The sequence below is a fragment of the Paraburkholderia yinzeri genome, from assembly GCF_046581065.1.
Lineage (GTDB): Bacteria > Pseudomonadota > Gammaproteobacteria > Burkholderiales > Burkholderiaceae > Paraburkholderia.
Map to the genome: position 1 here is coordinate 903,380 of NZ_JBFOCJ010000003.1, position 25,816 is coordinate 929,195.

Genomic DNA, 25,816 nt, shown 5'->3' on the forward strand with positions numbered 1-25,816 from the left:
TTTTACTCAAAAGAAGAATCCCACCCTCGCTTCGCTCTTGAAGCTGTAAACGTGGTACTCCTTGACAACCGGAACGCTGATTTCGAGCGACACGAGCAGTTTGCGACTGATCTTGTCGCCTACGAGAAAGTCGAACGGCACGAACCATCGTCCCGTGTCGCCGGAGCGCACCGCGGCGGCGTCATAACGAATGTCGCTGGAAGGATAGAGATCGAAGTACCAGCCCTGCCACAAGGCGACATTCACCATCGGCTGAAGCTGCAATTCGCGCTTCGTTGCCCGGCCCGGATCGCCCGCGTACGAGATGTCGTAGCGCACGATGCCCTCCAGCCAGTTTTCGTCGCCGAAACCGGGAGGGTTCCAGCGTGCGCCCAGCGTCGGGACCACGCGGTATTCGCCGCCGCCCATGGCGTCGGTCGAAGCAGTCGGAAAAATGAGCTGCGTGCCCACCGCCCAGGCAAAATCGCGGCTCACGGTCTTGATCAGCACCGCCTGTGTCAGAAGGTCTCCCAGCCCGAACTGATAGTTCCCGCCGGGATTGCTCGAACTGGTTACGTTCGTGAGCGCCAAGGGCAAGTCGGCCCGCAGCGAAGCGCTCCAGCCGGAGCCGAACTCAAACGGCCTGTCCACGCGGATCTTGAGGGTGTCCGTGGCCTGGTCCCTGTCCTGGCCGCTCGTCTGGTACTGGTAGCGCAGGTCGAGGCGGGTGAGCGGCTTCGTCAGGTCCTGCCCGTTGCTGCCGCCGTTATTGTCGGCATCGTCGTCCGCACGCGCCGGCGTGACGGCCGTAACAAGGAGCAACGCAAGCCCTGCGGCGCATACCACCCGAAAAAGTGCCATGCCTCCCCTCCCGCGCGCCGGGCATACGGTTGGCAGAGGCATTCGATGCCCGCGCATGCCGCTTGCATGTCATTCACATGCCCTATCTTTGCCAATGCCAGGCCGGCAACACCCACACGCGATTGTTTTTCACGCGCGTATCCGGCGCCATAGGGAATAGGGGCAAGCCATCTGCCCTTTCGGGCAAGCTTCGCGCAACGTGCGGCGCGTCGCCTCTCCGATTGGATAGGTGCGCAAGGGAATGACACGCGCTACAGTGGCTTCGAGGGCTTCCCCGTGCCCTCGTCAGGTCTCCTTAAACCTCAGCCCGCCTGCGCGGGCTATTTTTTTGCTCGTCACCGGAAACCGTGAAGCACGCCAACATCCGGGCACGGACCTCTCCGCCGCGGTAATCTTTCCCGCCGGACGGACGCACCGAAACCGCCCCGGGCTCGCTGCGCTATATTGGATGCCGACTCGGTGACCATCGGTCACCCATTGGCGCGGCGGCTCGCCAGCGCGTTCATGGAAGCGGAGCAGGCATGGATCTGGAAGGCCAAAGCTGGGACAGCGTCACGCGGGCATTCGAATGGCGGATTCCCGAGCGCTACAACATCGGCGTGGATGCGTGCGACAAGTGGGCCGACGGCAGCGGCCGGCTCGCGCTGATCTTCGAAGACGCCGGGGGGCAGGTCACGCGCTACACGTTCGACGAACTGAAGGCGCTCTCCGACCGCTTCGCCAACGTGCTGCTCGCACGCGGCGCCCAGCGCGGCGACCGCGTGGCGGTGTTCCTGCCGCAGGCGCCCGAAACGGCCATCGCCCATCTCGCGATCTACAAGGCGGGCCTCGTGGCCGTGCCGCTCTTTGCGCTGTTTGGTGTCGATGCCATCGAACACCGCCTCGGCGACAGCGGCGCCGTCGCGCTCATCACCGATACCCCGGGCCTCGGCAAGCTCGCCGAAATTCGCGCGGCGCTTCCCGCTCTGCGCGACGTCTGGCTCGCCGACGCCGGGACCGAGGTTCCGCCGCCCGGCACGCACGCGTTCTGGACCGACCTGAACGCCGCCTCGCCCGATTTCGCGCCCGTCGATACCGGCGCCGACGATCCGGCCATCATCATCTACACCTCGGGCACAACGGGCAAGTCGAAGGGGGCGCTGCACGCCCACCGCGTGCTGCTGGGCCACCTGCCGGGCGTCGAGGTTTCGCAGCAGGGCTTTGCGCGCGGCGCGCGGCTCATGTGGACGCCCGCCGACTGGGCCTGGATCGGCGGCCTCTTCGACGTGCTGCTGCCTTCCTGGCATCACGGCGTGCCGGTGCTCGCGCGGCGCTTCGCGAAGTTCGACGGCGAAGCGGCGTTCGACCTGATGGCGCGCCACGGCGTCACGCACACCTTCCTGCCGCCCACGGCGCTCAAAATGATGCGCGCGGTCGAGCGCCCCAAGCGCTGGAACCTTACCCTTTCTTCCGTGGCGAGCGGCGGCGAGTCGCTGGGCGCCGAACTGATTGCGTGGGGCCGCAGCGCGCTCGGCGTAACCATCAACGAGTTCTACGGCCAAACCGAGTGCAATGTCGTGCTCGCCTCGTGCGCGGCGCTCTTCGACCCCGTGCCCGGCGCGATCGGGCGTGCGGCGCCGGGTCACGACGTCGCCATCGTCGACGACGCGGGCCGCGTCCTGCCTGACGAGACAATCGGCAACATTGCCGTCGGCGCGCCCGACCCGGTCATGTTCCTCGGCTACTGGCGCAACGAGGCCGCCACGCGCGAAAAATTCCGTGGGCGCTGGCTCCTGACCGGCGACCAGGGCACCCGCGACGCAGCGGGCTACTTCCGCTTCGTCGGCCGCGACGACGACGTCATTACGAGCGCCGGCTACCGCATCGGCCCGGGCGCGATCGAAGACACGCTCATGAAGCACCCGGCCGTCTGCATGGCGGCAGTGGTCGGCGCGCCGGACGCGGCGCGCACGGAGGTCGTGGTGGCTTTCGTTGTCCTCAACGCAGGCCATACCGGCGACGAGGCGCTCGTGCGCGAGATCCAGCAGCACGTGCGCACGCGTCTCGCCGCGCACGAATACCCGCGCCGGATCCACTTCGTCGAGAGCCTGCCGCTCACGGCCACCGGCAAAGTGATGCGCCGGAGCTTGCGTGACCGCCTCGCCGATCCATCGGCCTCCTAGCCATTCTCCGAAGCGTCACGGCAGCGCCGCGAGCGCTTGCTGACACGCCTGCCAGCTTTGTGTCAGTTTTGTTCCGAAACGTAACCAAACATGTCAGGAAAGGCTTCCTGTAACGCAACAAAACCTTTCATATACCTAACGTTTCGAAATCGGCATCGGACCTGGTTAGACTTGCACACTTGGCCGTCTACGCGCAGCCTGGCTTGCTGTGCGCGAACGGCATAACAACCATGAGAATGCGTATGCCGCGATCCGACCGCCTCCGGCCGCACATCGAAACGATGCGGCCGGCAAGTACCGCGCCTGAAGCCTGCGCACAGCTCGCCAAGGCAGGCGGCTCGTGCGTCGAGGCACACCATGACCGTTTACTGACCGTTGACCCGCGGAGGCAAGCGTGAGCGACGCGCCCAACCAGCCCCAGACGCCCAATACGTCAAACACGTCGAATATGTCGAATACGTCGAACACCTCGGCCACGCCGCCCAATGCTCCCTCCACGCCGCCGCAAGGCCAGCCGCCGCGCAGGCGCCGCGGCCCGATCGTGCTCGCGCTCATCGTGATCGTGCTGGTGGCGCTCGTCGTCCTGCATCTGCTGCGCGGCAAGAAGCCCGAGCGCGCCGCCAGTGCCCAGGTGGTGACGGTGGCCACGGCCGCGCTCGGCACGATGCCGGAAACGATCACCGCGCTCGGCACGATCACGCCGCTCGCCACGGTCACGGTCCTGCCGCAGTTGAGCGGCTATCTCACGGCCGTGGGCTATCACGAAGGCCAGGATGTCGAGAAAGGCCAGTTCCTCGCGCAGATCGACCCGCGCCAGTACGAGATCAGCAAGGAGCAGGCGGAAGCGCAACTCGCCAAAGACACGGCGTCGCTGGCCCAGGCGCGCGCCGACCTCGCGCGCTACGCGATCCTCAACGAACGCAAGTCGATCGCCGAGCAGACCTTTACCGACCAGCAGTTCCTCGTCCAGCAGGACGAAGCGGCCGTGAAGTCCGACAAGGCGAACATCGCCCAGTACGAGCTCGACCTCATCTATTGCCACATCACGGCGCCGGTCTCGGGCCGCATTGGCCTGCAGCTCGTCGATCCGGGCAACTACGTGACCGCGTCGAGCTCGCCCGGCATCGCCGTCATCACGCAGATGAAACCCACCACCGTCGAATTCCCGGTGCCGCAGAACCTGCTTGACAACGTGATGCAGCGTTTCGGCACGGGCGCAACGCTGCCCGTCACGATCTACAGCAGCGACAACTCGAAGCAGCTCGCCACCGGCGCGCTCTACGCGATCAGCAACCAGATGGCCACGGCCACCGGCACGGTCACGCTGCGCGCGAAGCTGCCCAACGACGACGAATCGCTCTACCCCAATGAGTTCGTGAACGTGAAGCTGCTGGTGGACACGCTGCAGAACGCCGTGCTCGTGCCCACGCCGGCCGTGCAGACCGGCGCGCCCGGCGACTATGTCTATCTCGTGAACGACGACAATACGGTCTCGGTCCACAAGGTCACGCTCGGGCCGAGCGACGGCAAGAACACGGTCATCGCCTCGGGTCTTGCGGCCGGCCAGCGGGTGGTGACCGACGGTCTCGATCGCCTCTCGGACGGCGCGAAGATCCGCCCGTCGACCGGCCGCCCCGCGGCGGCAAGCGGTGCGAGCGGGACAAGCGGCGCGAGCGCCGCGGGCGACGACGAATCGAGCGCGGACGCCGGCGGCACAGCCGCCGCCTCGGGCGCAAGCGGCACGCACGCGCACCACGGCCACCACGCGCACGGCGCGTCGAATGCCTCGGGCGCGCCTGCGGCGTCGCAGGCCTCGTAAGCTGCGGACCCGGTGCCGATGAATATTTCCCGCCTGTTCATTCTTAGGCCGGTCGCGACCTCGCTGCTGATGATCGCGATGGTGCTGGTCGGCCTTGTCGCGATGAAGTTCCTGCCGGTCTCGTCGCTGCCTTCGGTCGACTATCCGACCATCCAGGTGCAGACCTTCTACCCGGGCGCGAGCCCGGACGTGATGGCCACCACGGTCACCGCCCCGCTGGAGGTGCAGTTGGGCGAGATCCCGGGCCTCCAGCAGATGGTCTCGTACAGCTCGGAGGGCGCGTCGATCATCACGCTGCAGTTCGACCTCTCGCTGAACCTCGACGTTGCCGAGCAGAACGTCCAGCAAGCCATCAACGCGGCCAACAGCTACCTGCCGAGCGGCCTGCCCGCCCCGCCAACGTATGCGAAGGTCAACCCGGCGGACCAGCCGATCCTCACGCTCGCGGTCACGTCGAAGTCGATGTCGCTCACGCAGTTGCAGGACGCGGCCAACAACCGCCTCGCCACGAAGATCTCCGAAGTGCAGGGTGTGGGCCTCGTCACCACGGCGGGCGGCAACGTGCCGGCCGTGCGCGTGGAAGCCGATCCGCAGAAGCTGGCCGCCTACGGCCTGAATCTCGACGACCTGCGCACGCTGCTCGCCAACGTGAACGTGAGCCAGCCGAAGGGCAACTTCGACGGCCCCGACCTCGACTACACGATCAATTCGAACGACCAGATCTCGGATCCGAACGACTACCTGAACACCGTGATCGCGTATCAGAACGGTGCGCTGGTGTTCATGCGCGACGTCGCGCACGTGAGTTCCGCGGCGCAGGACGTGGAACGCGGCGCCTGGTACAACCACGCGCCCGCGATCGTGCTGAACGTGCAACGGCAGCCTGGTGCGAACGTGATCGCCACGGTCAACCAGATCATGAAGCAGTTGCCGCAGCTCGAAGCGACGCTGCCGGCCGGCATGCAGGTCACGGTCGTGTCGAACAGCGTGGGCGTGATCCAGGCTTCGGTGAAGGACGCGGCGTTCGAACTCGTGCTCGCCGTCGCGCTCGTGGTCGCGGTGATCTTCGTGTTCCTGCGCAACGTGCCGGCCACCATCATCCCGAGCATCTCGGTGCCGGTCTCGCTGATCGGCACGCTCGCGCTCATGTACGAGCTCAATTACTCGATCGACAACCTCTCGCTCATGGCGCTCATCATCGCCACGGGCTTCGTGGTGGACGACTCGATCGTGATGATCGAGAACATCGTGCGCTACCTCGAGGAGGGAGAAAAACCGCTGCAGGCCGCCTTGAAGGGCGCCGGCCAGATCGGCTTCACGATTCTCTCGCTGACGATTTCGCTCATCGCCGTGCTGATCCCGCTGCTCTTCATGGGTGGCGTGATCGGCCGGCTCTTCAGCGAGTTCGCCGTGACGCTCGCGGTGACCATCGTGCTCTCCGCGGTCGTCTCGCTCACGGTCGTGCCCATGATGTGCGCGCGGATCCTGCGCGCCCAGGCCGAACGCCATCCCAGCCGCTTCGAGCGCATCAGCGAAGGCATCTTCGATCGAACGCTCGCCGCCTACGAGCGGGGCCTGAGGTGGGTGCTCGACCACCAGACGCTCACGCTGTTCGTGGCGCTGGGCACGATCGTGCTGACGCTCGTGCTCTACGTCGTGATCCCGAAGGGTCTCTTCCCCGTGCAGGACGTGGGCGTGATCCAGGGCATCAGCGTGGCCGACAACTCGGTGTCGTACTCGGCCATGGTGCGGCACCAGTCCGATCTCGCCGAAGCGATCCTCAAGGATCCGGACGTCGTCTCGCTGACCTCGTACGTGGGCATCGACGGCGTGAACAACACGCTCAACAACGGCCGCTTCCTGATCAACCTGAAGCCGCGCGACGACCGCTCCGAAACCGCCGAGGAAATCGCGCGGCGCATCCAGCAGGAAACGGCGAAGGTGGCGGGCATCCGGCTCTACGTGCAGCCCGAGCAGGATCTCACGCTCGACACGACGATCTCGCGCAACCAGTACAACTTCGTGCTGCGCGGACCGAACCAGGACGCGTTCAACCAGTACGTGCCCGCGCTCATCGCGCGCATGAAGCAGATCCCGTCGATCACGGACGTCACGAGCGATCTGAACTCCGACGGCCTTTCCGTGGACGTCGAAGTGAACCGCCAGCTCGCGGCGCGCTACGGCATCACGGCGGCGACCATCGACAACGCGCTCTACGACGCGCTCGGCCAGCGCATCGTCTCGACGATCTTCGAGCAGTCGGACCAGTACCGCGTGATTCTCGTCGCCAAGCCCGAGACCATACCGACCGTCGATTCGATCGGCGACATCTATCTGCCGAGCCAGACGAGCAGTTCGGGCCAGGTGCCGCTCAAGGGCATCGCGACCATCCGCATCACGCACTCGCCGCTGATGATCAGCCATCTCGCGCAGTTCCCGGCGGTCACGATCTCGTTCAACCTCGCGAAGGACGCCTCGCTCTCCGCCGCCGTGAGCGACATCCGCAAGGCCGAGGCCGCGATCAAGCTGCCGCCGTCGATCACCTCGTCGTTCCAGGGCGCGGCCGCCGCGTTCGAGGACTCGCTCTCGAGCGAGGTGTACCTGCTGGTCGCGGCGCTCGTGGCCGTCTACATCGTGCTCGGCGTGCTGTACGAGAGCTACGTGCATCCGGTGACGATCCTCTCGACGCTGCCCTCCGCCGGCATCGGCGCGCTGGTCGCGCTGATGATCGCGGGCAGCGACCTCGACGTGATCGGCATCATCGGCATCGTGCTCCTGATCGGCATCGTCAAGAAGAACGCGATCATGATGGTGGACTTCGCGCTGGAGGCCGAGCGCGTGCACGGCAAGCCGCCGCGCGAGGCGATCTTCGAGGCGTCGCTCCTGCGCTTCCGCCCGATCCTGATGACGACGCTCGCGGCCATGCTCGGCGCGCTGCCGATGCTGCTCGGCTCCGGCACCGGCTCGGAGCTGCGCCGCCCGCTGGGGCTCGCGATCATCGGCGGCCTCACGCTTTCCCAGGTGCTCACGCTCTTCACGACGCCCGTGATCTATCTGTTCTTCGACCGTCTCGCGCAACGCTTCGGCCGCAAGCCGAGCCACGGCCAGCCGCACCCGGGCGATGACGAGGGCGGCCCCGGCAAGGGCGAAGGCACGCCGAACGCACCCGAGGGCACCTCGTGAATCTTTCGGCGCTCTTCATCCGGCGGCCGGTCGCGACCTCGCTCCTCGCGGTCGCGATCCTGATCTCGGGCATCCTGGCGTTCTTCCAGTTGCCGGTCGCTCCGCTGCCCAACATCGCCTTTCCGGTGATCGTCGTCCAGGCGACCATGGCAGGCGCGAGCCCCGAGATCATGGCGTCGACCGTGGCCGAGCCGCTCGAGCGGCGGCTCGGTACGATCGCGGACGTCAACGAGCTCACGTCGACCAACTCGGTGGGTTCGTCGATGATCGTGATCCAGTTCGGCCTGAACCGCGACATCAACGGCGCCGCGCGCGACGTGGAAGCGGCGATCCAGGCCGCGCGCGCCGACCTGCCCACGACGCTGCGCAGCAACCCCACGTACCGCCAGTACAACCCGGCGAGCTCGCCGATCATGGTGCTCGCGCTGACCTCGGACACGCTCACGAAGGCGCAGCTCTACGACTCCGCCGATTCGGTCATCCAGCAGCAGCTCTCCCAGGTCGACGGCGTGGGCGAAATCACGCTCGGCGGCGGCGCGCTGCCTTCGGTGCGCGTGGAACTGCAGCCGGGCAAGCTCAACAACTACGGCATCGGTCTGGAAGACGTGCGCGCGGCCATCGGTGCGGCCAACGCGGACAGCGCGAAAGGCCACATCGATCAGGGCGAGCAGCGCTACGAGGTGATCTCGAACGACCAGATCACCAAGGCCGCGCCGTACCGCGACATCGTGGTGGCCTACCGCAACGGCGCGGCCGTCCTGCTGCGCGACGTGGCCCAGGTGCTCGACTCGAACGAGAACATCCGCAACGCGGGTCTCTACAACGGCAAGTCCGCCGTGCTCGTGATCGTCTACCCGATGCCGAGCAGCAACATCGTGCAGACCGTGCAGCAGATCAAGGACCGGCTGCCGTCCATCGAAGCCGCCCTGCCCTCGTCGATCAAGGTGCATGTCGCAATCGACCGTTCCGAGTCGGTGAAGTCTTCGGTGGACGATACCGAGCGCACGCTGTTCATCGCGGTCCTGCTCGTGATCGGCGTGGTGTTCGTGTTCCTGCTCTCGCCGCGCGCCACGCTGATTCCGGCCGTCGCGCTGCCGCTCTCGATCGTCGGCACCTTCGGGCCGATGTATCTGATGGGCTACAGCATCGACAATCTCTCGCTGATGGCGCTCACCATCGGCACGGGTTTCGTGGTCGACGACGCCGTGGTCGTGCTCGAAAACATCGTGCGCCACATCGAGGCCGGCATGGACCCGCAGGATGCCGCAATACGCGGAGCCGGCGAAGTGGGCTTCACCGTGGTGTCGATGAGCCTCTCGCTCATTGCCGTGTTCCTGCCGATCCTGTTGATGCCCGGCATCGTCGGCCTGCTCTTCCACGAATTCGCGGTCACGCTGTCCATCGCGATCCTCATCTCGCTCGTGGTCTCGCTCACGATCACGCCCACGATGTGCGCCTACGTGCTCTCGCGCGGACAGGGCACGCAATCGTCGGCGCGCTGGGCCGTGTGGATCGAGTCGCAGTTCGAGCGCTTCAAGAACGCCTACTCGCGTTCGCTCGACGTCGCGCTCAATCACAAGGGGCTCGTCATTCTCGTGCTGTTCGCGCTGCTGTTCGGCAACGTGTTCCTCGCAAGGCTCCTGCCTGCCACGTTCTTCCCGGAGCAGGACACGGGCATCCTGATCGGCCAGATCATCGCCGACCAGAGCATCTCGTTCACGGCGATGGAGAAGAAGCTCGCCCAGTTGCAGGCCATCGTGCAGAAGGATCCGGCCGTCGCCTCGGTGGCGGGCTTCACGGGCGGGCGGGCGCTCAATACGGCGAACGTGTTCGTCGAGCTCAAGCCGCTCGCGGAACGCCGCCTTTCGGCCACCGAGGTCGTCAACCGCCTGAGGCCCAAGCTCAATGCCGTCTCCGGCGCGCGCCTCTTCCTGCAGGCACAGCAGGATCTGCGTATCGGCGGGCGGCAGTCGGCCGCGGAATACCAGTACACGCTCACGAGCGAGGACGCCGACGCGCTCTTCACGTGGGTGCCGAAGCTCGTCACCGAGCTGGGCAAGTATCGCGGCCAGTTGACCGACGTGAACTCGGACCTCCAGCAGAACGGTCTGCAGACCTACGTCACGCTGAGCCGCACGACGGCCAAGCGCTACAGCTTCGATCCGAACCAGATCGACAGCGTGCTCTACGACGCCTTCGGCCAGCGGACTGTCTCGACGATCTACAACCCGCTCAACCAGTACTTCGTCGTGATGGAAGTCGCACCGCAGTACTGGCAGTACCCGCAGTCGTTCAACCAGATCTGGCTCTCCGCGGCGGCCGGCAACGCGAGCGGCACGAACCAGACGCAGATGTCGGGCAGCCTCGTCACGGGCGTCACCACGCCGGTGGCGGTCAGCTCGACGTCGAGCACGTCGAGCAGCACGAACTCGCTGAACGCGAACGCCGAGGCCAACCAGCTCACCAACAGCATCTCGAACAGCAAGGGCGGCAGCTCGAGCGGCAGTGCGGACAGCACCGCAGCCGAAACCATGGTGCCGCTCCTCGCGATGATGAACTGGACGACGGGCCACACCGCCACCCAGGTGAATCACCAGAGCGGCATGGTGGCCGGCACGATCTCGTTCAACCTGCCCGCCGGCGGGTCGCTCAGCGCAGCGGCCGCGACCATCGAGAAAGCCCAGCGCGACATCGGCATGCCCGCGGCGGTGCACGGCTCGTTCGCGGGCGCGGCGCAGGCCTATGCGCAGTCGATGGGCACCGTGCCGCTCCTGATCCTCGCGGCGCTCGTCGTGGTGTACATCGTGCTGGGCGTGCTCTACGAGAACACCATCCACCCGCTCACGATCCTTTCGACGCTGCCTTCGGCCGGCATTGGCGCCGTGCTCGCGATGCTGATTTTCGGCACGCCGTTCTCGGTGATCGCGATGATCGGCATCATCCTGCTGATCGGTATCGTCAAGAAGAACGGCATCATGATGGTGGACGTGGCCATCCAGCTCCAGCGCCACGAGAACATGGACGCGCGCCACGCCATCCACCAGGCGGCCGTGGTGCGGCTGCGCCCGATCATGATGACCACCGCCGCCGCCGTGCTCGGCGCCGTGCCGCTCGTGCTCGCCCTCGGCCAGGGCGCCTCGCTGCGCCAGCCGCTGGGCGTGACCGTGATGGGCGGCCTGCTCCTCTCCCAGATCTTTACGCTGTACACCACGCCCGTGATTTACCTGTTCCTCGACGGCCTGCGCGCGCGGCTCGCGCGCTGGGCGCGAAACCTGCCCTGGAACCGCCAGGCCGATGAGAGCGCATCATGATGAAGACATCCCGCATGCGGACAATCCCCGCCTTTCCTCGCGCACGCCCCGCGTTGCGCCTCCTTCCTCTCGCCCTCGCCGCATCGGTCACGCTGTTCGCGAGCGGCTGCATGGTCGGCCCCGACTATCATCGCCCGCAGGTCGCCGTGCCCGCGACGTGGAAGGAACTGCCCGGCTGGACCCAGGCCGAGCCCAATGCCGAAGGCCCGAAGGGCGACTGGTGGACGACGTTCAACGACCCGATGCTCGACGAGCTGGAACCGCTCGTCGCGGTCTCGAACCAGACCGTGAAGCAGGACTACGCGAACTACCAGGAGGCGCTGGCCGAAGTGCGCGTGGCTCGCGCGAGCCTCTTCCCGACGCTCGGCATCAACGGCTCCGCTACGCGCGAGCGCGCGTCCACGGGATCGGTCAGCGGCGTGAGCGGCTTCAACACGGGTGCGCGCGTCGTCAATGCCGGCACGCTCGAAGGGAGCGCCAGTTGGGATCTGGACGTCTGGGGCCAGGTGCGGCGCCAGGTGGAAGAAAGTTCGGCGACAGCCCAGGCCAGCGAAGCGACGCTCGCCAACGCCACGCTCTCCGAGCAGATCGCCCTTGCCAACGCCGTAATCGACCTGCGCACGACCGACGCCGACATCGACCTGCTCACGCACACGGTCGAGGCGTACAAGAACTTCCTGCGCGTCGTGGCCGACCAGGATCAGGCAGGTACCGTCGCGCCGTCCGACCTCGTTTCGGCGCGCACGCAACTGGAAAGCGCGCAGGCCAGCCTGATCGCGCTCGGCGTCTCGCGCGCGCAATACGAGCACGCGATCGCCGTGCTGGTCGGCCGCAATCCCGAGGACATGGACATCCCGCACAGCGAGCGACTGCCGACGCTGCCGGCGATCCCGGCGGGCGTGCCTTCCACGATCCTGCAGCGGCGTCCGGACGTCGCCACCGCCGAGCGGCAGATGGCCTCCGCGAATGCGGCGATCGGCGTGGCGGTAGCGGCCTACTATCCGTCGATCTCGCTCTCCGCGCTCGACGGCTTCACGCAGTCGCCGCTCTCGGGGCTCCTGCACATCAGCAATTACGTGTGGTCGCTCGGCGCGAGCGCCTCGGAAACGATCTTCGACGGCGGCGAGCGCAGCGGCGAAGTGGCCGCCGCGCGCGCGAGCTACGACGCGACCGTCGCCAACTATCGCGGCACGGTGCTCTCCGCGTTCCAGAACGTGGAAAACGATCTTTCCGGCCTGCGCATCCTTGCGCAGCAGTCCGAAGCGTTGGACGCCGCCGTGCGCGACGCCATTCACGGCACGGAGATCGCACAGAACGAATACGAAGCGGGCACCGTCGACTACACGACCGTCGCGACAGCGCAGGCGACGCAGTTGACCGATCAGCAATCGGCGCTGAGCGTGCAGCAGTCGCGGCTGCTCGACTCGATTTCGCTGATTGGCGACCTGGGCGGCGGCTGGACCGGCGTGATGCACGAACCGCTTCGTCCCGACCGTGCCGATCCGAACGCAAACGCCGCGGCCAGCGCACCCGCGGGCGCCGCCGCGCAAGAGGCAAGCCGCATGCAGACGGGGGCGACGAGTCCTTGATGGGACGCCAGGCTGCAAAAAAAGCCGCTGCACCGCGAGGTCCAGCGGCATTCTTTTGTCCGCTTTATACGAGTATCAAAGGCACTGATTCATCGTCGCTTCAGTCGGTCGACTTCCGCCAGGAATGACGGCGTGAATTCAGCGATCAGGCTTTCAATGTCGCGCACCTGATGCTGGACCGTCAGCACGGCAATGCCATTCGGCACGATATCGTAGATCACGAAATGCTGTCGTGCAGGCACCATGAGGAAAGGTGCGGGGCGCAACTGGCGCAAACGCCCCTTTTCCGGTTTGGCGGCTGCCCGTTGCATGGCCGAGTACAGGTCAGCAAGATAGCGGTCGGCCACCATCTCGCCCCACTCACGGCTCGAGCGCGCATGAATTCTGCGTAGTTCGAGAGCGGCGTTGCGGGTCAGAAATAACTGGGCGGCAGACTCCGTCATTGCCAGCCCTCAGCCTCCTTGCGGTCCAGCAGGGCCATATCAGCCTTGAAGTCACCCGTCGATGCAAAGGTACGGCCTGCGGCGAGATCGCGATAACCTGCGGCGATGGCCTCTTGCAGAAACTGCCCTTCGCGCTTCTCCATATCACGGCGGATCAGATCGCGCACGTATTCGCTCGGTGTTTCATACAGGCCATTCTCGCCCACCATGCGGCTTACAAACTCTGCCAGAGGCTGAGATAAACGGGCATTGATACGCTCAGTCATAGCGAACCTCGCTGACAATTTCACAGCAAAATTGTCGCACTAAACGCATTGATTGGGGCATCTATTGCGCCAGCAAATCATGGGTACGTGGTCCCAATTGATCAAGTACGCCAACCGGCTGTACAGCCTACAACTGCAATTCTGCGCACGGCCTGTTCTCCGCGACACGAAGAACAGGCCACCACCACAGCAGCCCCTGCCTTCAGCGCCCAGCCGCCGCACCTATCGCCTCGGCCAGCCCCGCATTGTCATAGGCTCGCCCCGCAATGCCCCACGCGCCATCCGCCGCATAAACCACGTTGACCCAGATACGGTCGCGCGTCAGTTGCCCTCCCGCCGCCCGCTCGACCACCTCCGTTGCCCGTTCGACAAAGCGCCGCTTCGCCTCGGGCGTCGCCAGCGCCACCGCGGGCAGCTTGAGCTCGACGAACGCCGCCGCGCCCGCCTTGCCGCCCGCAAACACGCGTCCGGTCGGCACCACGTGCAGCGTGCCGACCACGTTCGGCTCCATGAATGCATTCCCCTCCAGTTGCTCGATTTCCAGCAGGGCTTCGGTCAATGCGGCAAACACCCGGGCTTCGGCTGCGGGTGCGAGCAGGCCCTCGGCGACGGTCAGCGTAATCGGCATGGCAAATCCTCCTTCGGTGAGTGCGTAGATCAACAGGGACTAGCACCAGCGGTCGTGATATAAATACTGATCACTCTCTATAGAATAGATACTGATCGCTCTTTATGCAAGATAAAGAGCGATCACTCCGAAAGAGGCCGCCCATGCGTTATTCCGCCGAACACAAGAACGAGACCCGCGCACGCATACTCGAGGCCGCCAGCCGGCTGTTCCGCGAGGAAGGCTATGGGGGATCGGGTATCGGTCCGCTGACGAAGGCCGCCGGCGTGACCAATGGCGCGTTCTACGGACATTTCAAATCGAAGAGCGAGGCGTTCCGCAACGTCGTGCTCGCGGGAATCGAGCAGTTGCGCGATGGCGTAGCGTCATTGCGGGCCGCCCACGGCGCACGCTGGCGGCGGCCGTTCATCGACTTCTATCTGGGGCCGCGGCGCACCTGCAAGCTCGGCGAGAGCTGCGCGTTGCCGAGCCTTTCGCCGGAAGTGATGCGGGCCGACGACGAAACCCGCACCGCCTACGAAGAGGAACTGCTGCGCCTCGTGGACGAAGTGTCGGCGGGACTCGACGATCTGCCCGCCGCCGGCCGCGACGACCGTGCGATCGCGTTTCTCGCGCTGCTCTCGGGCGGCGTGACGCTGGCGCGCGCCGTACGCGATCCGGCGCTCTCGGAACGGATCGCGAAAGCGGTCAGCCGCTACGCAACGGCAATGACCGAGCCCGAAGACATGGCGCCAAGGCGCAAGCGGTGATCCTCGCCAGATGAGATCAGGGCTTCAGGGCCTCGCAAGGCGTGGCCGGCAGTGCCGAAGCCGGCAGGCCGAACAGGTAATCGAAACCGAGGTTATAGAGGTAGGCGTAGACGAGGAAGAACACCGTCAAGCCGATATCCATGACGAAAGCCTCGACCAGCGTAATGCGCAGCAACCCCGCGAATATCGGCACGAGTATCAGCACGAGGCCGCCTTCGAAGCCCACGGCATGCGCGATACGCCGCGCCACACTCCGGCCGCGCTTCGTCTGCCGCGCTTCCCAGCGCTCGAACATCATGTTGTAGACGAAATTCCACGACGTAGCGATCACTGAAGAGAGCACCGCCGCCACGGCTGCCCGGTCGAAACCGCTCCCGGCGATCGAGGCGAAGCTCGTACCGGTCACGAGAATGGCGAGACCCTCGAACACGGTGACATAAACGATGCGGCGTTTGAGACCTTGCATGGCGCCCCCGGCGCGAGTCGGAACGGCCTTGATACTCTCACGGGCAATCTGATACAACCAGTCAGCTTCTTTCAAAAAAACTGAAGGGTTGGCAATGAGCTTCCACTCGGACAATGTGGCCGTCTTTCTCGCCGTGCTCGATCACGGCTCGTTCTCGGCCGCGGCGCGCGCACTGGGCAAAGTGCCTTCCGCGGTAAGCATGACCATTGCGAACCTCGAAGCCGCGCTCGACCTCGTGCTGTTCGAGCGCACGGGCCGCGAGCCCGTCCCCACGGCCGCCGCCCGCGCGCTGGAACCGCGCGCGCGCCAGATCGCGCTGCAACTGAGGCAACTCGACGTGCACGCGCTCGCGCTGCACGCCGGGCTGGAAAAGACACTCGCCATCGCCGTGGCGCCGGAGCTGCTGGCCGCGCCGTGGAGTACGCCGCTACAGACGCTGGCTCACGAGTTTCCCGCGCTGGAAGTGAACATCGTATCGGCGCCGCAGGCGCACGCCATGCGTATGCTCCACGAGGGTGCCGTGCAACTCGCGCTGGTGTTCGAGCGGCCCGGTCTCGATGCGCGCGAAGGCTTTCAGGAAGTGAGCAGCGAATTGCTGGTGGCCGTGGTGTCGCCCGATCACCCGCTCTATCAGCCCGACCGGAGCTGCGTGAGCCACGAAGACCTGATCGCGGGCCGGCAGATCGCCGTCGCGAGCCATGCGGACAGCCGGCTCAACAACCGCACGCTCGTGTCGCGCACCACATGGCGCACGGACAGCCATCTCGCCACGCTAGGGCTCGTCCAGGCCGGACTCGGCTGGGCCTACCTGCCGCGCGCACTCGTGCTGCCGCTGCTCGCCACGGGCGCGCTTGTGGAGATCGTGTTCGAGAACATGAGCAACGAAATCCGGCTCTGGGCCGATATTGTCTGGTCGACGGAACGGCCGCTCGGGCTCGCCGCGCGGCGTTACGTCGACCTGATGCGCGACGGGCGCCGGATCGACCCATGACGCCCGGCGCGCTTCTGCCGGACCGACACGGCAAAGCCTCGGCGCAAACGCTATGCTACGGCTTTCGCCCAACCGGGCCACGACCGACCGCTAGAGGAATCATCATGAAACAGCCCGCCGGATCCATGATCACCTTCACCCGCCCCGACGGCCAGACGCTGCAGGGCTATCTTGCCCGCCCCGAAAAGGCCGAAGGCGCACCAGCCATCGTCGTGATCCAGGAGTGGTGGGGATTGAACGACCAGATCCGCGGCGTGGCCGACCGCCTCGCCCAGTCGGGCTACCTCGCGCTGGTTCCCGATCTCTACCGCGGCAAGTCCACGGTAGAGGAAGAGGAAGCGAGCCATCTGATGAACGCGCTCGATTTCGCCGACGCCGCCTCGCAAGACGTGCGCGGCGCCGTGGACTACCTGAAGACGTTGACCGACCGCATCGGCCTGACCGGCTACTGCATGGGCGGCGCCCTGACGCTGCTGGCGGCAAGCCAGATTCCCGGCATCACCGGTGTGGTGGTGTGGTACGGCTTCCCGCCGCTCGAATACATCGACGCCACGAAGATCACCGCGCCGGTGCTCGGTCACTGGGCCACGCAGGACCAGTTCTTCAAGACCGAAGGAGTCGACGCGCTGGAAACGAAGCTGCTCGACGCCAAGGTCGATGTCGAGTTCCACCGCTATCTCGCGCACCACGCGTTCGCCAACGAGACCGCCGTGGGCCCGAGCCGCATCGCCGCCACGCAGTACGACCCGGTCTGGGCGCAACTGGCCTGGGATCGCACGCTCACGTTCTGGGGCAAGACGCTCTGGCCGCGAGGCTGAGCCTCACTGGTCACGCGGGGCCGGCCCCGTTGACTGCCCCGCCGCCGTCAACCGCCGCAGCTCTTCCAGCAGCTTCACCGCCGGGCTCGGCAGAATGCCGTCCCGGCGCCGGAAGGCGGTGAGCGTGCGCCGTCCTTCCACGCCCGGCAGTTCGAGCGTATCGAACACCCCCGCCTTGCTTTCCGTCGCGTACATCGGCGTCGCCATCCAGCTCAGGAAGTGCGAGCTCGCCACGAGGCTCTTCAACACCGTGATCGAGCGCGTCTCGACCACCACGTTCGGCAAGCCCAGGCCCTGCTCCGCGAACGCCTGCTGCATGTGCTCGAAGGGCGCCGTGCCGCGCGGCGGGACCGCCCATTGCTCGTCGAGCGTGTCGGCCAGCGTGAGGCCCGGCTTGCGGCGCAACGGATGATCGAGCGCCGCCACGACATAACTCAGATCCTCCCAGCGGCAATCGCCGATCGCGGCGATCTCCTCGGTGTCCGGCACCGCCATGCTGAGCGCGAGGTCGATCTCGCGGCGCACGAGCGCATCGGCAAGACGGTCCCACACCCCTTCGATAATTTCCACCCGCAGCTTGGGCCACTTCTGCAGCACGCCGCTCACGGCGAGCGGCAACACATGGCTCGCAATGCTGCCCACCGCGCCGCAGCGGATCGTCCCGCGCGCGAGGCCGCGCATGGCATCGATTTCCTCGCGGGTCTGCTCGGCTTCGCGCAGCAAGAGGATCGCGTGCGGCAGCAGCGCGTCGCCGACGGCGGTGAGCTGCATGCCGCGCGAATGACGTTCGAAGAGCGGCGCGCCCACCTGGACTTCGAGCCGGCGAATCGCCCGGCTCAGCGCAGGCTGCGTAACGTGCAGCGTATCCGCCGCGCGCCCGAGACTGCCGGCCGATACGATCGTGGCAAAGGCATGCAGTTGCTGGAGATTGAAAGTCATGCCTGAAGGTAATGCCTTTGGGCAGAACAGGCAATTTCGGATTACCCCGAGCCTCGCGATAATGCCCCATCGGCACAACGCGCCCCGTACAAGGAGACATTCAATGGCAGGCAGCGCGCCTCAACAGAACAAGCAGGCCGGCATCGCACCGGGCACGACCGTGCGCGATGCCGTGATCGACTTCGCACGCCGCGTTGGCATGACGTCGATCTTCGCGAACCCCGGCTCGACCGAACTGCCGATGTTCCGCGATTTCCCGGCCGATTTCCGTTATGTGCTGGGCCTGCACGAAGCGGTCGTCGTCGGCATGGCCGACGGCTATGCCCAGGCGAGCGGCCGCGCGGCGCTCGTGAACCTGCATTCGGCAGCCGGCGTGGGCAATGCCATGGGCAATATCTTCACGGCGTTCCGCAACCGCACGCCGCTCGTCATTACCGCCGGTCAGCAGGCGCGCGCGATCCTGCCGTTCGACCCGTTCCTCGCCGCAACCCAGGCGACCGAACTGCCGAAGCCCTATGTGAAATGGAGCATCGAACCCGCGCGCGCCGAAGACGTCCCGCTCGCCATCGCGCGCGCCTGGGCAATCGCCATGCAGGAACCGCGCGGCCCCGTGTTCGTCTCGATTCCCGTGGACGACTGGGACCGGCCGTCCACGCTCGTGCCCGAGCGCGACGTCGCCCACGTCACGCGGCCCGATCCGGCGATGCTCGCGCGCATCGGTGCGCTGCTCGACGCCTGCGAGCGGCCCGCGTTCGTGGTGGGCGGCGCCGTGGACCGCGCGGGCGCCGTCGAGGACGTGGTTCAGCTCGCCGAGCGGCATCGCGCGCGCGTCTACGTCGCGCCCATGACGGGGCGCTGCAGCTTTCCGGAAACGCATCGTCTCTTCGCGGGCTTCCTGCCCGCCATGCGCGAGCGCATCGTCGAAACGCTCGGCGGTCACGACCTCGTGTTTGCGCTCGGCGCACCGGCGTTCACTTACCACGTGGAGGGGCACGGCCCGCATGTGCCGCCCGGCGCGCCGCTGTGCCAGTTGATCGACGATCCGGGCACGGCCGCGTGGACGCCGCAAGGTCTGATCGCCGTCGGCAATGTGCGGCTCGGCGTGCGCGATCTGCTCGAGCGCCCGGCGCCTCGCGAGCGCGTGCTGCCCGCACCGCGGCCGACACCGCCGCGTGCGCTGCCGCCGGCGCCAGGGGAACGCATGTCGGTGGCGTTCGCGTTGCAAACGCTCAGCGAAGCGCGTCATAACAACGGCCATGGCGACGATATCGTCGTGGAGGAAGCACCCAGCGCCCGCCCTGTGATGCAGACCTACCTGCCGATCGGGCGCGCGGGCGGCTTCCTCACCATGGACAGCGGCGGACTCGGCTACGGCATGCCGGCCGCGGTGGGCGTCGCCCTCGCGAGGCCCGGCGAGCGCGTGATCGCGTTGACAGGCGACGGCTCCAGCATGTACTCGATCCAGGCCATCTGGAGCGCGGTGCAACTGCGTTTGCCCATTACCTTCGTCATCCTGAACAATACGCGCTACGCCGCGCTGCAGGATTTCGCGCCGGTATTCGGCTTTGGCCCCGGCGATCCGGTCCAGGGCACCGACCTGCCGGGACTCGACTTCGTGACGATCGCGGCCGGCATGGGCTGTTCCGGCGTGCGCGCAAGCGTTGCGTCCCAGTTGCACGAAGCGCTGCGACACGCGTTCACGTCGCCAGGTCCGGCGCTCGTCGAAGTGGTCGTTGCGTAATCCCTCATCCTTATACCCATCACGCTCATCGAGGAGACAACCCATGCAAAACGTAGCAATGCTGATCGACGGCGAAAAAGTGTCCGCGCGCGATGGCGCCACGTTCGAGCGCCGCAATCCGCTGGACGGCACTGTGGCATCGCGCGCGCCCGCCGCTTCGATCGAAGACGCACGCGCCGCCGTGGATGCCGCCGCGCGCGCCTTCCCGGCCTGGTCGGCGCTCGGACCCGGCGAGCGCCGTGCACTGCTCACGAAGGCCGCACATGCGCTCGAAGCGAAAGCCGATGCCTTTGCGGCCGCCATGGCGGCCGAGACCGGCGCGTCGGGCCTGTGGGCCGGCTTCAATGTGCATCTCGCGGCCCAGGGCCTGATCGAGGCCGCCGCCATGACGACGCAGATCGGCGGCGAACTGATTCCCTCCGACGTGCCGGGCAGTCTCGCGATGGGCGTGCGTCAACCTGCCGGTGTCGTGCTCGGCATCGCACCGTGGAATGCGCCCGTGATCCTCGCCGTGCGCGCCATCGCACTGCCGCTCGCATGCGGCAACACGGTCGTGCTGAAGGGCTCGGAAATCTGCCCGGCCACGCACGGCCTCATCATCGAAGCCATGCAGGAAGTCGGCCTGCCACGCGGCGCCGTGAACTTCGTGACGAACGCGCCGGCGGACGCCGCGCCCATCGTGGAAGCGATGATTGCGCATCCCAAGGTGCGGCGCGTGAACTTCACGGGCTCCACGCGCGTCGGCCGCCTGGTGGCGGAGCAGTGCGCGCGCCATCTGAAGCCCGCCGTGCTCGAACTGGGCGGCAAGGCGCCGCTCGTCGTGCTCGACGACGCCGACCTCGACGCCGCCGTGAATGCCGCCGTGTTCGGCGCCTTCGCGAATTCCGGGCAAATTTGCATGTCGACGGAGCGCATCATCGTCGATGAGCCCATTGCCGATGCCTTCGTCGACAAGCTGGCTGCGCGCGCCCGTGCGCTGCCGCTCGGCGACCCGCGCAAGGGGCCGGTCGTGCTCGGCTCGGTCGTCGACATGAGCACGGTCGAGCGCTGCAACGCGTTGATCGACGACGCGCTCGCGAAAGGCGCGACGCTCGTGTGCGGCGGCAAGGCGGACAACACGCTGATGCCGGCGACGCTGCTCGATCATGTGACGCCCGGGATGCGCATCTACCACGACGAATCGTTCGGTCCCGTGAAGCCCATCGTCCGCGTGCGCGGCGAGGAAGCGGCTATCGCCTGCGCCAACGACAATCCGTATGGACTCTCCTCGGCCGTGTTCAGCCGCGACAGCGCGCGGGCGCTCAACGTGGCGCAGCGCATCGAATCCGGTATCTGCCACATCAATGGGCCGACCGTGCACGACGAAGCGCAGATGCCGTTCGGCGGTGTGAAGGACAGCGGCTTCGGGCGCTTCGGCGGCAAGGCGGGCATTGCCGAATTCACCGAACTGCGCTGGATCACGCTGCAGACCACGCCGCGTCATTATCCGTTCTGAGAGGTGATCCTGTTGACCCTCCCATGAGGCACCCCGCCGTCCCGAATTTCCAATAAAATCGGCCTCGCCTGGTGCCGGATACGCCCGATCCGGCGGCGCGACCGGCACCAGGCGCCCTCGTCCTCCCTGGAGCCGCCATGGCACAACTCGTCGATCGTCCCGCGTTGCTGTTCGTCACGCTGATCGTCCTGCTTTCCCTGGCCGCCGCGCTTGGGGCTGTCGTACTGCATCGCCTGTATCCGCTCCATGAGGAAACCCGCGAAAACTACAACGTCGTGCAGGGCGCCACGCTCACCCTGCTCGCGCTCCTGATCGGCTTCACGCTGTCGATGGCGGTCGGCCGCTACGACCAGCGCAAGAACTACGAAGAAGAGGAAGCCAACGCGATCGGCACGGAATACGTGCGCGCCGACCTGATCGGCGGCGCCGGATCGGCAAAGATGAAGGCGCTGCTCGCGCAGTACCTGGAGTTGCGCATCGAGTGCTACAGGACACGCGATGCCAAACAACTGGAAGCGATCAACAGCAAGACTTCCATCCTCCAGGGCCAGCTCTGGGCAGGCGCGCGAGACGCCGCTGCGGCACAGCCCAACCCCATCACGGCGCTCGTCGTGACCGGCATGAACGATGTCCTCAACACCCAAGGCTATACCCAGGCAGCCTGGCTCAATCGCATCCCGGTATCGGCCTGGGGACTCATGCTGCTGATCGCCTTCTTCAGCAACCTCATGCAAGGCTACGGCGTACGCGGCAAAACCGGCCGGCGCGTACTGCTCGTCATCCTGCCCATCACCGTCTCGCTCTCGCTTTCGCTGATCGCGGACATCGACAGTCCGCGCGGCGGCCTGATTCGCGTGGTGCCGCAGAATCTGCTCCTCGTTCAGCAATCGCTGCCGCCGAACTGAACGCGGCGCCCCGGGAAGCGTGGTGCCCGGGGCCATGCCCGGCACGCACCCGCCAATTCCTCTAAACTGGGCAGCCCGGCCAATTCAGGCCGGCAAGCGATTAGCAGAGGATGCCCGCATGAACGACCTTTCCGTCTTCCCCATCACGCGCAAGTGGCCAGCCCAGCATCCCGACCGCATCCAGCTCTATTCGCTCCCCACGCCCAACGGCGTGAAGATCTCGATCATGCTGGAAGAGACCGGCCTGCCCTATGAAGGGCATCTGGTGCGCTTCGACGCCAACGATCAGATGACGCCCGAGTTCCTCTCGCTGAATCCGAACAACAAGATTCCCGCGATCCTCGACCCCAACGGCCCCGAAGGCCAGCCGCTCGCGCTTTTCGAGTCGGGCGCGATCCTCATCTATCTCGCCGACAAGTGCGGCCAGTTCCTCGCACGCGCAGGCAACGCGCGCTACGAGACCATCCAGTGGCTCATGTTCCAGATGGGCGGCATTGGCCCGATGTTCGGCCAGCTCGGCTTCTTCCACCGTTTCGCGGGCAAGGAGTACGAGGACAAGCGTCCCCGCGATCGCTATGTCGGGGAATCGCGCCGTCTGCTCAACGTGCTCAACGAGCGCCTCGCGGGCCGCGCGTGGATCATGGGCGAGGACTACACCATCGCGGACATGGCCACGTTCCCATGGGTGCGCAACCTGGTCGGCTTTTATGAAGCGGGCGATCTGGTCGGCATTCAGGATTTCCCGCACGTCACGCGCGCGCTCGCAGCATTCGTCGCGCGCCCGGCAGTCGAGCGAGGGCTCAACATCCCGCCGCGCGGCTAAGCGGCGCCCGGCGCTTCGGGCCTCGCTCTACGCGAGGCTTTACGCCGGGATCCGGTAAGCGCAACGGCCGCCGCCCCGCCAGAAACACGCCGCTCACACGGACTTCACCTCGCCGCCGTCCATGCGCAGCGTCGACCCCGTCATCCAGTGCGCCGCCGGCGACACGACGAATGCCATCAGTTCGGCGATTTCCTCCGGCGTGCCGTAGCGGGCAATACCGGCTTCGGCCGGGAATTTCGCCGTGGCCTCTTCCACCGTCATGTCGTGCAGCGGCGCCCAGTGTTCGAGATACGAGCGACGCCGGCCCGTCATCACCGGCCCGGGCAGCACGCTGTTGACCTGCACGCCGTCCGCAATGCCACGGTCGGAGAACGCTTTCGCCAGCGCCACAATAGCGGCGTTGATCGTGCCCACGGCCGCATAGGGAGCCTTCGGGAACAACGCGGAATTGCCGGACATCAGCACGACCGACCCCGACGCCGCCTTCAGCGCCGGCCACGCCGCCACCGTGAGGCGCCGCGCGCCATGCAGTTTCAGCGCGAGCCCTCGTTCCCACTCGTCGTCGGTCATCTCGAACACGTCGATCTGCGGGACCGCCCCCGCGATGTTGAGCAGCGCGTCGATCCGGCCAAACGCCGCCAGCGTGCGGTCGACAACCGGCTGGGCCGCCCCGGGGTCGGCGAGATCGAGTTCGATCACGAGCGCCTTGGCGCCCGCGCGCTCCACCTCGCCCGCCGTTTCTTCCAGGTTCGCCCGATTGCGCGCGACCAGCGCGACGGCGCTGAAATCCCTCGCCAGCCGGATTGCGGTTGAACGGCCGATACCCTGGCTCGCCCCCGTGACAATGGCAACTCTCGTGGACATCACACTCTCCATAAAGGTGAATCGATAACGGCCCGTGCACTCGCTTCGGGATCAGCGCACAAGGAATCCGGAAATGGCCTCGGCAATTTCCGAAGCGTGGGTTTCGAGCGCGAAGTGGCCCGTGTCGAAGAAACGCACGACCGCTTGCGGCAGATCGCGCCGGAACGCTTCCGCGCCTGCCGGAAGAAAGAACGGGTCGTTCCTGCCCCACACGGCGAGAAACGGCGGCTGATGCGTGCGCAAGTACTGCTGGAAAGCCGGATACAGGGCCACGTTACTACCGTAGTCGCCAAACAGATCGAGCTGGATTTCATCCATGCCGCCGCGGGCGAGATAGTGGTTGTCGAGCGTGTAGCCGTCCGGCGAAACCGCTGTCGTGTCGGGCACGCCATGCGTGTATTGCCACTTCGTCGTATCGGGCGCAAGGAACGCGCGCAGCGCCTCGCGGTTCGCAGCCGTCTGCGCTCCCCAGTATGCGCGGATCGGATTCCAGCCATCGCTCAAGCCCTCTTCGTAAGCGTTGCCGTTCTGCGAAACGATCGCCGTAATTCTTTCGGGATGCTTGAGAGCCAGCCGGAAACCGGTCGGCGCGCCGTAGTCGAAAACGTACACCGCATAGCGATCGAAACCGATCACCTCCGTGAAGCGGTCGATGACGTTGGCGATGTTTTCGAACGTATAGGCGAAGCGATCGCGCGACGGCAGGTCCGACTGGCCGAATCCGGGCAGGTCCGGCGCGACCAGATGAAAACGCCCGGCGAGCTTCGGCATCAGGTCACGAAACATGTGGCTCGAAGTCGGAAAGCCGTGCAGCAACAGGAGCTTCGGCGCGTCGCGACGGCCGGTCTCGCGATAGAACACGTTGAAACCATCGACATCGGCGTGACGATACGCAATCGTAGACATGGTTTGCCTCCAGAAGAAACGACGAAACAACGCTTTCAGCGGCCGGCGACCGACCGCACTGCTTCGAGAATGATTTGCGCCACGGCATCGGGGGCCGTCATGAGCGGCGTGTGGTCGACATCGTGCGAACGCACGTTTGCGTTCATGCGGCGCGCCATGAAATGCTGCGTGGCCGGGTCGATCATGCGGTCGCGCCCCGCGACCAGGAACCATGCCGGCAAGTCCCGCCACAACGGCCGCGCCACGGCCTCGCCGATGCATGCGGGCGCAATGGGCCGCTGCACGGCGGCCAGCACCGCCAGCTCCTGCGGCGTCGCATCCTGGGCAAAAGCGCTGGCAAACGCGTCGTGCGGCAGCCAGATCCAGCCGTCGCTATCGGGAGCGAGCTTCGGCGCCAGCGGATGCGTTTCGCCGCGATAGAACACATCGGCCACCGTCTCGCCTTCGTCCGGCGCCAGCGCCGCCACGTAGACCAGCGCACGAACCGCTTCAGCCCGCGGCGCGCCGATCACTGCGCCGGCATAGGCGTGCCCCGCCAGCACGACGGGCCCCGCAGCCCGCCTTATCGCCCGTTCGAGCGCCGCCACGTCGTCGCCGAGCGACGTGAGCGGCAACGGCGCGGCGATTGCCTCGACGCCAGCCGCCTCCAGGCGGCCAATCACCTTGCCCCAGCTCGACCCGTCTGCCCAGGCTCCATGGGCGAGCACCACGCTTACGTTTTCAGATGCCATGTCGCATTCCTCCGGAGAAAGTGGCCACTGCCCAGGCGGTCGGAATCCGCCTCATCGAGTAACCTTATTAACATTGATTAAGAGGTTACTAACTGCGCATGTAACTTGTCAAGAATGATTTTGACGGTTACATTTTCCGCAACATCA

Annotated in this window: 21 protein-coding genes; 12 read left to right on the forward strand and 9 right to left on the reverse strand. The window is 66.2% G+C overall.

Annotation, left to right across the window (positions count from 1 at the left end; translation table 11 throughout):
* Nucleotides 1–6: 6 nt before the first annotated feature.
* The gene (locus WJ542_RS30875) at nucleotides 7–840 is read right to left on the reverse strand and encodes a transporter family protein (RefSeq protein ID WP_411193330.1); all 834 of its coding nucleotides are present in this window, start codon (nucleotides 838–840) and stop codon (nucleotides 7–9) included.
* Between the two features lie 521 nt (nucleotides 841–1,361).
* On the opposite strand from WJ542_RS30875, the gene WJ542_RS30880 reads away from it, so the two are divergent.
* From WJ542_RS30880 to WJ542_RS30900, 5 genes are all read left to right on the forward strand, one after another.
* The gene (locus WJ542_RS30880; RefSeq protein ID WP_411193331.1) at nucleotides 1,362–3,002 is read left to right on the forward strand and encodes an acyl-CoA synthetase; all 1,641 of its coding nucleotides are present in this window, start codon (nucleotides 1,362–1,364) and stop codon (nucleotides 3,000–3,002) included.
* 448 nt (nucleotides 3,003–3,450) lie between these two features.
* Nucleotides 3,451–4,821 (forward strand): efflux RND transporter periplasmic adaptor subunit, encoded by a 1,371-nt coding sequence (locus WJ542_RS30885; RefSeq protein WP_411193577.1) that lies wholly within the window; start codon nucleotides 3,451–3,453, stop codon nucleotides 4,819–4,821.
* Between the two features lie 18 nt (nucleotides 4,822–4,839).
* A complete protein-coding gene (locus WJ542_RS30890; protein ID WP_411193332.1) occupies nucleotides 4,840–8,004 on the forward strand; it encodes an efflux RND transporter permease subunit in 3,165 nt (1,054 codons plus the stop codon).
* A complete protein-coding gene (locus WJ542_RS30895; RefSeq protein ID WP_411193333.1) occupies nucleotides 8,001–11,315 on the forward strand; it encodes an efflux RND transporter permease subunit in 3,315 nt (1,104 codons plus the stop codon). Before WJ542_RS30890 ends, WJ542_RS30895 begins: the two co-directional genes overlap by 4 nt.
* On the forward strand, nucleotides 11,312–12,904 hold the full coding sequence (locus tag WJ542_RS30900; protein ID WP_411193334.1) for an efflux transporter outer membrane subunit: 1,593 nt from the start codon (nucleotides 11,312–11,314) through the stop codon (nucleotides 12,902–12,904). The genes WJ542_RS30895 and WJ542_RS30900 overlap by 4 nt, the downstream gene beginning before the upstream one ends.
* An 89-nt stretch (nucleotides 12,905–12,993) precedes the next feature.
* On the opposite strand, the gene WJ542_RS30905 is transcribed toward WJ542_RS30900, so the two are convergent.
* The 3 genes from WJ542_RS30905 to WJ542_RS30915 all read right to left on the reverse strand — a co-directional run bounded on the left by WJ542_RS30905 (nucleotide 12,994) and on the right by WJ542_RS30915 (nucleotide 14,241).
* Entirely contained in the window at nucleotides 12,994–13,347 is a 354-nt protein-coding gene (locus tag WJ542_RS30905) for a type II toxin-antitoxin system RelE/ParE family toxin (RefSeq protein ID WP_411193335.1), read from the reverse strand.
* Entirely contained in the window at nucleotides 13,344–13,613 is a 270-nt protein-coding gene (locus WJ542_RS30910; protein ID WP_411193336.1) for a ribbon-helix-helix domain-containing protein, read from the reverse strand. The genes WJ542_RS30905 and WJ542_RS30910 overlap by 4 nt, the downstream gene beginning before the upstream one ends.
* Before the next feature lie 202 nt (nucleotides 13,614–13,815).
* Entirely contained in the window at nucleotides 13,816–14,241 is a 426-nt protein-coding gene (locus WJ542_RS30915) for a tautomerase family protein (RefSeq protein ID WP_411193337.1), read from the reverse strand.
* Between the two features lie 143 nt (nucleotides 14,242–14,384).
* On the opposite strand from WJ542_RS30915, the gene WJ542_RS30920 reads away from it, so the two are divergent.
* A complete protein-coding gene (locus tag WJ542_RS30920) occupies nucleotides 14,385–14,990 on the forward strand; it encodes a TetR/AcrR family transcriptional regulator (protein ID WP_411193338.1) in 606 nt (201 codons plus the stop codon).
* Nucleotides 14,991–15,006: 16 nt separating this feature from the next.
* Here the strand turns inward: WJ542_RS30920 and WJ542_RS30925 are convergent, their stop codons facing one another.
* Nucleotides 15,007–15,456 carry a PACE efflux transporter gene (locus tag WJ542_RS30925; RefSeq protein WP_411193339.1) on the reverse strand — a complete coding sequence of 150 codons (450 nt, stop codon included), beginning with the start codon at nucleotides 15,454–15,456 and terminating at the stop codon, nucleotides 15,007–15,009.
* 94 nt (nucleotides 15,457–15,550) lie between these two features.
* On the opposite strand from WJ542_RS30925, the gene WJ542_RS30930 reads away from it, so the two are divergent.
* Both WJ542_RS30930 and WJ542_RS30935 read left to right on the forward strand, forming a co-directional pair.
* Entirely contained in the window at nucleotides 15,551–16,447 is an 897-nt protein-coding gene (locus WJ542_RS30930) for a LysR family transcriptional regulator (RefSeq protein WP_411193340.1), read from the forward strand.
* Between the two features lie 104 nt (nucleotides 16,448–16,551).
* Nucleotides 16,552–17,265: a dienelactone hydrolase family protein gene (locus WJ542_RS30935; RefSeq protein WP_411193341.1), complete on the forward strand. Its 714-nt coding sequence runs from the start codon at nucleotides 16,552–16,554 to the stop codon at nucleotides 17,263–17,265.
* A gap of 3 nt (nucleotides 17,266–17,268) precedes the next feature.
* Here the strand turns inward: WJ542_RS30935 and WJ542_RS30940 are convergent, their stop codons facing one another.
* On the reverse strand, nucleotides 17,269–18,204 hold the full coding sequence (locus WJ542_RS30940; protein WP_411193342.1) for a LysR family transcriptional regulator: 936 nt from the start codon (nucleotides 18,202–18,204) through the stop codon (nucleotides 17,269–17,271).
* A gap of 103 nt (nucleotides 18,205–18,307) precedes the next feature.
* Between WJ542_RS30940 and mdlC the strand changes: the two genes are divergently transcribed.
* The 4 genes from mdlC (at nucleotide 18,308) to WJ542_RS30960 (ending at nucleotide 23,168) form a co-directional block, all read left to right on the forward strand.
* Nucleotides 18,308–19,945, forward strand: coding sequence for a benzoylformate decarboxylase (gene mdlC, locus WJ542_RS30945; RefSeq protein ID WP_411193343.1), 1,638 nt, complete (start codon nucleotides 18,308–18,310; stop codon nucleotides 19,943–19,945).
* 43 nt (nucleotides 19,946–19,988) lie between these two features.
* The gene (locus tag WJ542_RS30950) at nucleotides 19,989–21,440 is read left to right on the forward strand and encodes an aldehyde dehydrogenase (protein ID WP_411193344.1); all 1,452 of its coding nucleotides are present in this window, start codon (nucleotides 19,989–19,991) and stop codon (nucleotides 21,438–21,440) included.
* 137 nt (nucleotides 21,441–21,577) lie between these two features.
* Nucleotides 21,578–22,345, forward strand: coding sequence for a bestrophin-like domain (locus WJ542_RS30955; protein ID WP_411193345.1), 768 nt, complete (start codon nucleotides 21,578–21,580; stop codon nucleotides 22,343–22,345).
* Between the two features lie 118 nt (nucleotides 22,346–22,463).
* Nucleotides 22,464–23,168, forward strand: coding sequence for a glutathione S-transferase N-terminal domain-containing protein (locus tag WJ542_RS30960; RefSeq protein ID WP_411193346.1), 705 nt, complete (start codon nucleotides 22,464–22,466; stop codon nucleotides 23,166–23,168).
* 93 nt (nucleotides 23,169–23,261) lie between these two features.
* On the opposite strand, the gene WJ542_RS30965 is transcribed toward WJ542_RS30960, so the two are convergent.
* The 3 genes from WJ542_RS30965 to WJ542_RS30975 are packed head-to-tail and all read right to left on the reverse strand — an operon-like array spanning nucleotide 23,262 to nucleotide 25,669.
* Nucleotides 23,262–24,032, reverse strand: coding sequence for an SDR family oxidoreductase (locus WJ542_RS30965; protein WP_411193347.1), 771 nt, complete (start codon nucleotides 24,030–24,032; stop codon nucleotides 23,262–23,264).
* A 51-nt stretch (nucleotides 24,033–24,083) separates the two neighbouring features.
* Nucleotides 24,084–24,938: an alpha/beta fold hydrolase gene (locus WJ542_RS30970; RefSeq protein WP_411193348.1), complete on the reverse strand. Its 855-nt coding sequence runs from the start codon at nucleotides 24,936–24,938 to the stop codon at nucleotides 24,084–24,086.
* Nucleotides 24,939–24,973: 35 nt separating this feature from the next.
* A complete protein-coding gene (locus WJ542_RS30975; protein WP_411193349.1) occupies nucleotides 24,974–25,669 on the reverse strand; it encodes an alpha/beta fold hydrolase in 696 nt (231 codons plus the stop codon).
* Between the last annotated feature and the right edge of the window lie 147 nt (nucleotides 25,670–25,816).

Coding starts and splice junctions, on each gene's coding strand:
- WJ542_RS30875 (WP_411193330.1), bottom strand. CDS start 840: ATGGCACTTTTTCGGGTGGTATGCGCCGCAGGGCTTGCGTTGCTCCTT.
- WJ542_RS30880 (WP_411193331.1), top strand. CDS start 1,362: ATGGATCTGGAAGGCCAAAGCTGGGACAGCGTCACGCGGGCATTCGAA.
- WJ542_RS30885 (WP_411193577.1), top strand. CDS start 3,451: ATGTCGAATACGTCGAACACCTCGGCCACGCCGCCCAATGCTCCCTCC.
- WJ542_RS30890 (WP_411193332.1), top strand. CDS start 4,840: ATGAATATTTCCCGCCTGTTCATTCTTAGGCCGGTCGCGACCTCGCTG.
- WJ542_RS30900 (WP_411193334.1), top strand. CDS start 11,312: ATGATGAAGACATCCCGCATGCGGACAATCCCCGCCTTTCCTCGCGCA.
- WJ542_RS30905 (WP_411193335.1), bottom strand. CDS start 13,347: ATGACGGAGTCTGCCGCCCAGTTATTTCTGACCCGCAACGCCGCTCTC.
- WJ542_RS30910 (WP_411193336.1), bottom strand. CDS start 13,613: ATGACTGAGCGTATCAATGCCCGTTTATCTCAGCCTCTGGCAGAGTTT.
- WJ542_RS30915 (WP_411193337.1), bottom strand. CDS start 14,241: ATGCCGATTACGCTGACCGTCGCCGAGGGCCTGCTCGCACCCGCAGCC.
- WJ542_RS30920 (WP_411193338.1), top strand. CDS start 14,385: ATGCGTTATTCCGCCGAACACAAGAACGAGACCCGCGCACGCATACTC.
- WJ542_RS30925 (WP_411193339.1), bottom strand. CDS start 15,456: ATGCAAGGTCTCAAACGCCGCATCGTTTATGTCACCGTGTTCGAGGGT.
- WJ542_RS30930 (WP_411193340.1), top strand. CDS start 15,551: ATGAGCTTCCACTCGGACAATGTGGCCGTCTTTCTCGCCGTGCTCGAT.
- WJ542_RS30935 (WP_411193341.1), top strand. CDS start 16,552: ATGAAACAGCCCGCCGGATCCATGATCACCTTCACCCGCCCCGACGGC.
- WJ542_RS30940 (WP_411193342.1), bottom strand. CDS start 18,204: ATGACTTTCAATCTCCAGCAACTGCATGCCTTTGCCACGATCGTATCG.
- mdlC (WP_411193343.1), top strand. CDS start 18,308: ATGGCAGGCAGCGCGCCTCAACAGAACAAGCAGGCCGGCATCGCACCG.
- WJ542_RS30950 (WP_411193344.1), top strand. CDS start 19,989: ATGCAAAACGTAGCAATGCTGATCGACGGCGAAAAAGTGTCCGCGCGC.
- WJ542_RS30955 (WP_411193345.1), top strand. CDS start 21,578: ATGGCACAACTCGTCGATCGTCCCGCGTTGCTGTTCGTCACGCTGATC.
- WJ542_RS30960 (WP_411193346.1), top strand. CDS start 22,464: ATGAACGACCTTTCCGTCTTCCCCATCACGCGCAAGTGGCCAGCCCAG.
- WJ542_RS30965 (WP_411193347.1), bottom strand. CDS start 24,032: ATGTCCACGAGAGTTGCCATTGTCACGGGGGCGAGCCAGGGTATCGGC.
- WJ542_RS30970 (WP_411193348.1), bottom strand. CDS start 24,938: ATGTCTACGATTGCGTATCGTCACGCCGATGTCGATGGTTTCAACGTG.
- WJ542_RS30975 (WP_411193349.1), bottom strand. CDS start 25,669: ATGGCATCTGAAAACGTAAGCGTGGTGCTCGCCCATGGAGCCTGGGCA.